8 protein-coding genes are annotated in these 6,761 nt (G+C 66.6%); 1 reads left to right on the forward strand and 7 read right to left on the reverse strand.

The genetic code is table 11. The annotated features are described in order from the left end of the window. Positions 1-171: 171 nt before the first annotated feature. The 4 genes from H926_RS0122995 to H926_RS0123010 all read right to left on the reverse strand — a co-directional run bounded on the left by H926_RS0122995 (position 172) and on the right by H926_RS0123010 (position 4,491). On the reverse strand, positions 172-1,269 hold the full coding sequence (locus H926_RS0122995) for a phosphotransferase family protein (protein ID WP_022678330.1): 1,098 nt from the start codon (positions 1,267-1,269) through the stop codon (positions 172-174). Continuing rightward, positions 1,259-2,452 carry an acyl-CoA dehydrogenase family protein gene (locus H926_RS0123000; RefSeq protein ID WP_022678331.1) on the reverse strand — a complete coding sequence of 398 codons (1,194 nt, stop codon included), beginning with the start codon at positions 2,450-2,452 and terminating at the stop codon, positions 1,259-1,261. The genes H926_RS0122995 and H926_RS0123000 overlap by 11 nt, the downstream gene beginning before the upstream one ends. 38 nt (positions 2,453-2,490) lie before the next feature. After that, positions 2,491-3,258, reverse strand: coding sequence for an SDR family NAD(P)-dependent oxidoreductase (locus H926_RS0123005; protein ID WP_022678332.1), 768 nt, complete (start codon positions 3,256-3,258; stop codon positions 2,491-2,493). Positions 3,259-3,357: 99 nt separating this feature from the next. Then, the gene (locus H926_RS0123010; RefSeq protein WP_022678333.1) at positions 3,358-4,491 is read right to left on the reverse strand and encodes an acyl-CoA dehydrogenase family protein; all 1,134 of its coding nucleotides are present in this window, start codon (positions 4,489-4,491) and stop codon (positions 3,358-3,360) included. 92 nt (positions 4,492-4,583) lie between these two features. Between H926_RS0123010 and H926_RS0123015 the strand changes: the two genes are divergently transcribed. Next, the gene (locus tag H926_RS0123015) at positions 4,584-5,201 is read left to right on the forward strand and encodes a TetR/AcrR family transcriptional regulator (RefSeq protein ID WP_022678334.1); all 618 of its coding nucleotides are present in this window, start codon (positions 4,584-4,586) and stop codon (positions 5,199-5,201) included. Here the strand turns inward: H926_RS0123015 and H926_RS0123020 are convergent. The 3 genes from H926_RS0123020 to H926_RS0123030 form a co-directional block, all read right to left on the reverse strand. Continuing rightward, entirely contained in the window at positions 5,198-5,458 is a 261-nt protein-coding gene (locus H926_RS0123020; protein WP_022678335.1) for a hypothetical protein, read from the reverse strand. The genes H926_RS0123015 and H926_RS0123020 overlap by 4 nt on opposite strands. A 10-nt stretch (positions 5,459-5,468) precedes the next feature. Continuing rightward, on the reverse strand, positions 5,469-5,948 hold the full coding sequence (locus H926_RS0123025; protein ID WP_022678336.1) for a TspO/MBR family protein: 480 nt from the start codon (positions 5,946-5,948) through the stop codon (positions 5,469-5,471). Then, on the reverse strand, positions 5,945-6,761 hold an 817-nt coding region (locus tag H926_RS0123030), incomplete at its 5' end, for a geranylgeranyl diphosphate reductase (RefSeq protein ID WP_022678337.1). The genes H926_RS0123030 and H926_RS0123025, both read right to left, overlap by 4 nt.

Here is a 6,761-nt window from a genome sequence, read left to right on the forward strand (position 1 = left end):
TGCCCGTCCCGGTCAGGACCACGCAGCGCACGCTGGCATCGCCCGCCACGCTCGCCACCACCTGCTCCAGCCGGGTGGCCGTGGGCATGTCGAGCGTGTTGCCCGCCGCCGGGCGATTGAGCGTCACGATCGCAACCGCGCCGCGGCGCTCCACCAGAACCAGATCGTCGCTCATGCGCAGGCCTCCATCGCTTCGCGCCCCAGCCGGACCAGGCGCGGAAAGGCTTCCGCGCGCTGCGCCGCCTGGGCATTGGCCGCCGTGCCGCGCAGCACGCGGCCCTTGATGCCGTGAAAGATCGCCGCCAGCCGAAAGAACTGGAACGCGACGTAGAAATCCCAATTGGCAATGCCATCGCGCCCGGTGCGCGCGCAATAGCGGGCGATATAGTCCGCCTCGCTCGGCAGGCCCAGCGGCTGCGGATCGGCCCCACCCAGCCCGGCAACGATATCGCCCGGCATGCGATACATCATCGCATGATAAGCAAAATCAGCAAGCGGATGCCCCAGCGTCGAAAGCTCCCAGTCGAGCACGGCCAGCACGCGCGGCTCCGTCGGGTGAAAGATCATGTTGTCACAGCGGAAATCGCCATGGACCAGGGTGGTCGTGTCATCATCGGGAATGGCCGTGGGCAGCCAGGCGACCAGCGCATCCATGTCGGGATCGCGCCCCGCCAGTTCGTCTTCCAGGTATTGCCGGGTCCAGCGGCCGATCTGCCGGGCGAAATAGTTGCCCGGCTTGCCATAATCGCCCAGCCCCACAGCCACATGATCCACCCCGTGCAGGGCGGCGATCACCCGGTTCATCTCGTCGAAATAGGCAGCGCGCTCGTCCTTGGCCACTTCGGCAAAGCTCGCGTCCCAGAACACGCGGCCATCCACCATGTCCATCACATAGAACGCGCTGCCGATCACGGCATCGTCGTCACACACGCCCAGGATGCGCGCCACCGGCACATCGCTTCCCGCCAGGGCCTGCTGCACCCGCGCCTCGCGCAGCACGTCGTGCGCGCCTTTCAGCACGGTGCCCGGGGGCTTGCGCCGCAAGACATAGCGCGCCGCGGGCGTTTCCAGGCGATAGGTGGGGTTGGACTGGCCGCCGTTGAACTGCGCCACGCGCAGCGGCCCGGCAAAGCCCGCGACATGGGCGGAAAGCCACGCCGCCAGCGCCTGTTCGTCCAGCGCGGTCCGCACCGCACCGACGCCGGCATTGGCTTGGGCAATCTGCGCCGCATCAAGCTGCGCGGGCGGTGCCGATTGCTCAGTGCGCATGGGCCTGCTTCCAATCGCGCTTGATCTTCTTGGCCAGGCTCCACTTGTGCACTTCGGTCGGGCCATCATAGATGCGGAACGCGCGGATTTCGCGGAACACCTGCTCCACGATGGTCTTGTCAGTCACGCCAGTGCCGCCCATAACCTGGACGCAGCGATCGGCCACGCGCATCAGCGCCTCTGACACTGCTACCTTGCTCATGCTGCTTTCGGCCGTGCCCAGGCTGCCGGTATCGAGCACGCTGGCGCACCAGTCGATCATCAGTTCCGCCTGCTTCAGGTCGATCAGGTTTTCGGCCAGCATGAAGCCGACGCCCTCGTGATCGATCAGCGGCTTGCCAAAGGCCATGCGGCGGTTGGCATAGTCGCTGGCGATCTCGTTGGCGCGCTGGCAGGCGCCCAGCCAGCGCATGCAGTGCGACAGGCGCGCGGGCGAAAGGCGGATCTGGGCATATTTGAACCCTTCGCCCGCCTGGCCCAGCATCTGGTCGGCCGGCACGCGCAAGTTTTCGATCGTGACCGTGGCATGGCCGCCGGGCATCGAGCTGTCGATCGTATTGGGCACATGATCGATGCGGATCGCCGGATCGGGCAGATCGACCAGGAACATGCAGGCCCCGCCCGCGCTGTCGGCCTCTTCCGATCGCGCCATGACAATGCCCACTTGCGCGCCATCGGCCCCGGTGATGAAGCACTTGGTGCCGTTGATCACCCAATGGTTGCCGTCCTTGCGACAGGTGGTGATCATCATCGACGGGTCAGACCCGGCGCCTTGCAGCTCGGCCGGCTCGGTCATGAAAAAGGCCGATCGCGCATGGCCTTCGACCATGGGCTTGAGGAAACGCTCGCGCAGCGCAGCGTCGCCCACTTTGCCCAAAAGGTACATGTTGCCCTCATCAGGCGCGGCCGTGTTGCAGGCCAGCGGCCCCAGCGGCGAAAGACCGCTGGCCGCCAGGACCACCGCCGTCTCGCGCTGGGTCAGATGGCCGCCGTCGGGCATGATGTGCGGGGTCAGCACGCCGGCCGCACGGGCCTTTTCACGCAGTTCATGCACCAGCGCATCGGTCGGCGCGCCGTGATGGTCGCGGCGCGGGTCTTGTTCATAGGGCGCGACCACCTCGCGCACAAAGGTTTCCACCTTGCGCGCCAGGTCTTGCGCCGCTGCCATGCCGATCCCGCTCATCACCCTCTCCTTGTGCTTTTGGTCTGGTGTCTGCGCGCTCAGCGCGGGGCCATGCGGATCGCGCCGTCGAGGCGGATAACCTCGCCATTGAGCATGGAATTGCCCACGATCGCTTCCACCAGCTTGGCATATTCGGCCGGCTGGCCCAGGCGGCTGGGGAACGGCACCTGCTGGCCCAGCGAATCCTGTGCATCCTGCGGCAGGCTGGCGAGCATCGGCGTCCAGAAGATGCCCGGCGCAATGGTGTTCACGCGAATGCCAAAGCGGGCCAATTCACGCGCGATCGGCAGCGCCATGGCGGCCACGCCACCCTTGCTGGCGGCATAGGCGGGCTGGCCGATCTGGCCATCGAACGCGGCAACGCTGGCCGTGTTGACGATCACCCCGCGCGCGCCATCGGCATCGAGCGGTTCAGCGTCAAAGATGCGCGCGGCAAACTTGGACAGCACGTTGAACGTGCCGATCAGGTTGATGTTGATGATCTTGGCAAAATCAGCCAGCGGCAGCGGGCTGCCATCGCGGCTCAAGACCTTGGCTGGCGGGGCAATCCCTGCGCAGTTGACCAGGATGCGCGCCTTGCCGTGCACGGCTTCGGCCTGGGCGATAGCATCGCTCACCGATGCCTCGTCGGTCACGTCCACCGTCTTGAACAGGCCGCCGATTTCGGCTGCCTTGGCCTCTCCGGCTGCCGCGTTGAGATCGAACAATGCCACCTTGGCACCGCGCGCGCTGAGCATTTCTGCTGTCGCGGCACCCAGGCCCGATGCGCCGCCGGTAACGATGGCCGCAAGGCCGTTGATATCCATGAACCTGTCTCCCGAACTCTGTCGATTTGCTGTTGTCTTTAGGATGCTTTGCCGCGCGGCCGCACTGGCCGAAACACTAGCGCGCCTATCCCGCCCCAGTCATCCAGCCAGGGCCCGCGCGATCACCATGCGCTGGATATCCGATGTGCCTTCATAGATCTGGCACACCCGCACATCGCGATAGATCTTGGCCACGCCATATTCTTCCAGATAGCCATAGCCACCCAGCGTCTGTATCGCGCCGGAAACCACCGCTTCTGCCGTTTCAGAGGCGACCAGCTTGGCCATCGAGGCTTCCTGCAGGCAGGGTGCCCCGGTCTGCTTGACCGCAGCGGCGTGCAGCACCAGCTGGCGCGCCGCCTCCAGCCGCGCGGCCAGGTCGGCCAGGCGGTGGCCCACGGCCTGGTGGGCGATGATCGGCTGGCCAAAACTTTTGCGGTCCTTGGCATAGGCCACGGCAATGGCCAGCGCGGCGTCCGCCATGCCGATGCACTGCGCGGCAATGCCGATCCTCCCGGCCTCCAGGTTGGACAGCGCGATGCGATAGCCCTGCCCCGGCGCGCCCAGCACCATGTCATCGGGCACGAACACGTCATCAAACCGGATCGCGCAGGTATCCGATGCCCACTGCCCCAGCTTGTGCTCCACCTTGTCCACGACATAGCCGGGGCTGTCGGTGGGCACGAGGAAGGCGGTGATCCCCTTCTTGCCGGCGGCCGGGTCACTGGCGGCAAAGACGATCGCCACCTTGCCGATGCGGCCGTTGGAAATGAACTGCTTGGCGCCATTGAGCGACCAGCCGCCCTCCATCCGCGTGGCCCGCGTGCGCAGGGCCGAGGCATCCGATCCGGCATCGGCCTCGGTCAGGGCAAAGGCACCCGTGGCGCGTCCGGCCACCAGATCGGGCAGGAAGCGTTCGCACTGCGCGGCGCTGCCATAGGCAAGGATTCCCGCCACGATCAGGCTGTTGTGGATCGAGACGATCGTCGAAAGCGCCCCATCGCCCGCCGCAATCTCGATCAGCGCCAGGGCATAGGACACCGCATCGAGCCCGGCGCCGCCTTCGCTTTCCGGCGCGGTCATGCCCATCAGGCCCAGTTGCGCCATCTGCGCGAACAGGTCGGGGGGATAGCCGCCCGCTTCCTCGAACGCGCGGGTGTTCGGGCGCAGCTGCTCCTGGGCAAACGCGCGGACCATATCACGCACGGCGGTCTGGGTTTCGTCGAGAATCATGGATACTGACCGGACTATTGTTTACTCACGAGTAGATTGCCTTCTGTCCGGTATCATGTCAACACGTCGCTGCAGCCGATGGAGCCAAAAAGTTGCCGCCAGCCGATTCCCCGTTCCAATCCCCGCAACAGCGCAGCAAGGCGCGCGCCGCCAAACGCGAGGCCGTGCTGCGCGCGGCGGTGCAGATGTTCAACGAGCGCGGCTTTCACCAGACTTCGCTGGATGACGTGGCGGCCAGCCTGGGGATCTCCAAGCCGACGATCTACCACTACCTCGGCAACAAGGATCAAGTGCTGCTCGAATGCGTGACGATCGGCCTGTCGCAGCTGCTCGAAGCGGCAGAGCAGGCGCGCCAGACCGATGGCAACGGGGCTGAACGGCTGCGCCTGTTCCTGACGCGCTATGCCCAGGTCAACATGGACGATTTCGGTCGCTGCGTGGTGCGCACCGGGGCCGAAGCACTGGGCCCTGACAGCCGCGCCCAGTTCCAGGCACTCAAGCGCAAGATCGACAGCGCCATGCGCGAACTGATCGAGGAAGGCGTGGCCGATGGCTCGCTGGCGCCGACCAATACCAAGCTGCTGGGCTTTGCCTTGGCCGGCGCGCTCAATTGGCCGGGCCGCTGGCACGATCCCCAGGGCGAACTGCCCCCGGCGCGCATTGCCGAAGAACTGGTTGCCATGCTCGCGCAGGGCTTTCTGCCGCGCTAGACGGTGCGATTGTCCCGGCGCCACAGGCGCGGATCAGCGAGGTGGATGGGCAGCGACAGCGCCAGTGGCAGGGCGATCCACGGCCAGGGCGCACCGACCAGCGCGGCGCGCAGGCCCAGCATGATCAGGGCCGCCGGGCCAAGCATCACCAGCACCAAGGCCAGGCCGCGCCCGCGCGCGAGCAGCCAGGCCGCCTCCACCACCAGCGCCGCCAGCATCACGTCGGCGGCATGGCCACTGGCGAAATAGGCGCCCATCCCGCCTGCCCTAGAACGGGCCGTTCAATTGAACGACCTGCCAGTTAAGCATGCCAGCCACGCTCACCCACGCCAGGTAAGGCAGCAGCAGCGCGGCGGCGAGCCGCGAGATGCGCAGGCAATAGAGGATCAACACCGCGATCGAGCACCATAGCGCGACCAGCTCGAAAAAGGCCCAGTCCGGCCGCTGGACGCGAAAGAACAGCAGGCTCCACAAGATGTTGAGAAAACCGTTGAGGGCAAAGAGCCCGATCACCGTGTCAGACGTGCGCACATCACGCGCGGCGCGCCAAGCATTGACCCCGGCGGTTGCCGCCAAGGCAAAGATCACTGTCCAGGCGATCGGAAACACCGGGCGCGGCGGGGTGAACGCCGGCTTGTGCAGCGCTTCATACCATGGCCCAAGGTCGGTGATCGTGCCGCCCAGCAGCGCGACCACCAGCGCCGCGACCACGGCGATGCCCACGGGCATGGCCCAGGGCCGGCTCATGGCGCGGGACTTTCGGTGGCGGGCCGGGCCAGGCCGAGCAGGTGTGCGCAATCTTTCAGGAAAATGCGCAAGTGCGCCATGGGTCGCTGCCGCACCAGTCGCTTGTTCATATAGGCCTGCCAGGTCAGCTGTTGCACATCGCGATCGGCGCACATCGCCACAAAGCGCTCGCGGCGCTTGTCGCTGGAATACCAGAAATACTGCATCATCCCGAGAATCCAGAACACGCGGCCATGCGCGCGCAGGAACGTGCGCCGCGCCTGCCGCAAGACCGCAGGATTGCCACAGGTCAGGAATTCCAGCGCGGTCTGCGCGGCAATGCGCCCACCGGCCATGGCATAATAGATCCCCTCGCCCGAAGCCGGCGCCACCACCCCGGCGGCGTCACCGGCCAAGAGCACATCGCGCCCGTTGTCCCAGCGGCGCAGCGGCTTGAGCGGGATCGGCGCCCCTTCGCGGCGGATCGTCTCGCAGCGGGAAAGGCCCATGTCCTGGCGCATCAATGCCACCGACTGGCGCAGCGAAAAGCCCTTGCGCGCCGAGCCCACGCCGATGCTGGCGGTTTCGCCATGGGGAAAGCCCCAGCCATAGAAATCGGGCGAGACGCGGCCCTGATAGAGCACGTCGCAACGCGTGGCGTCGAAATCCTGCCCGCCAGCGGCGCCTTGCGCTGTGGCTGGCGCGCGGATCACCTCATGATAGGCAAAGACGCAAGGGTTGCGCTCTGCCCCCGGCACATGCGCGCGGGCCACGGCCGAGCGGGCGCCATCGGCCCCGATCACCAGGCGCGCGCGCACCTGTTGCACCGCGCCG

Source organism: Novosphingobium sp. B-7 (assembly GCF_000410615.1).
Classification (GTDB): domain Bacteria; phylum Pseudomonadota; class Alphaproteobacteria; order Sphingomonadales; family Sphingomonadaceae; genus Novosphingobium; species Novosphingobium capsulatum.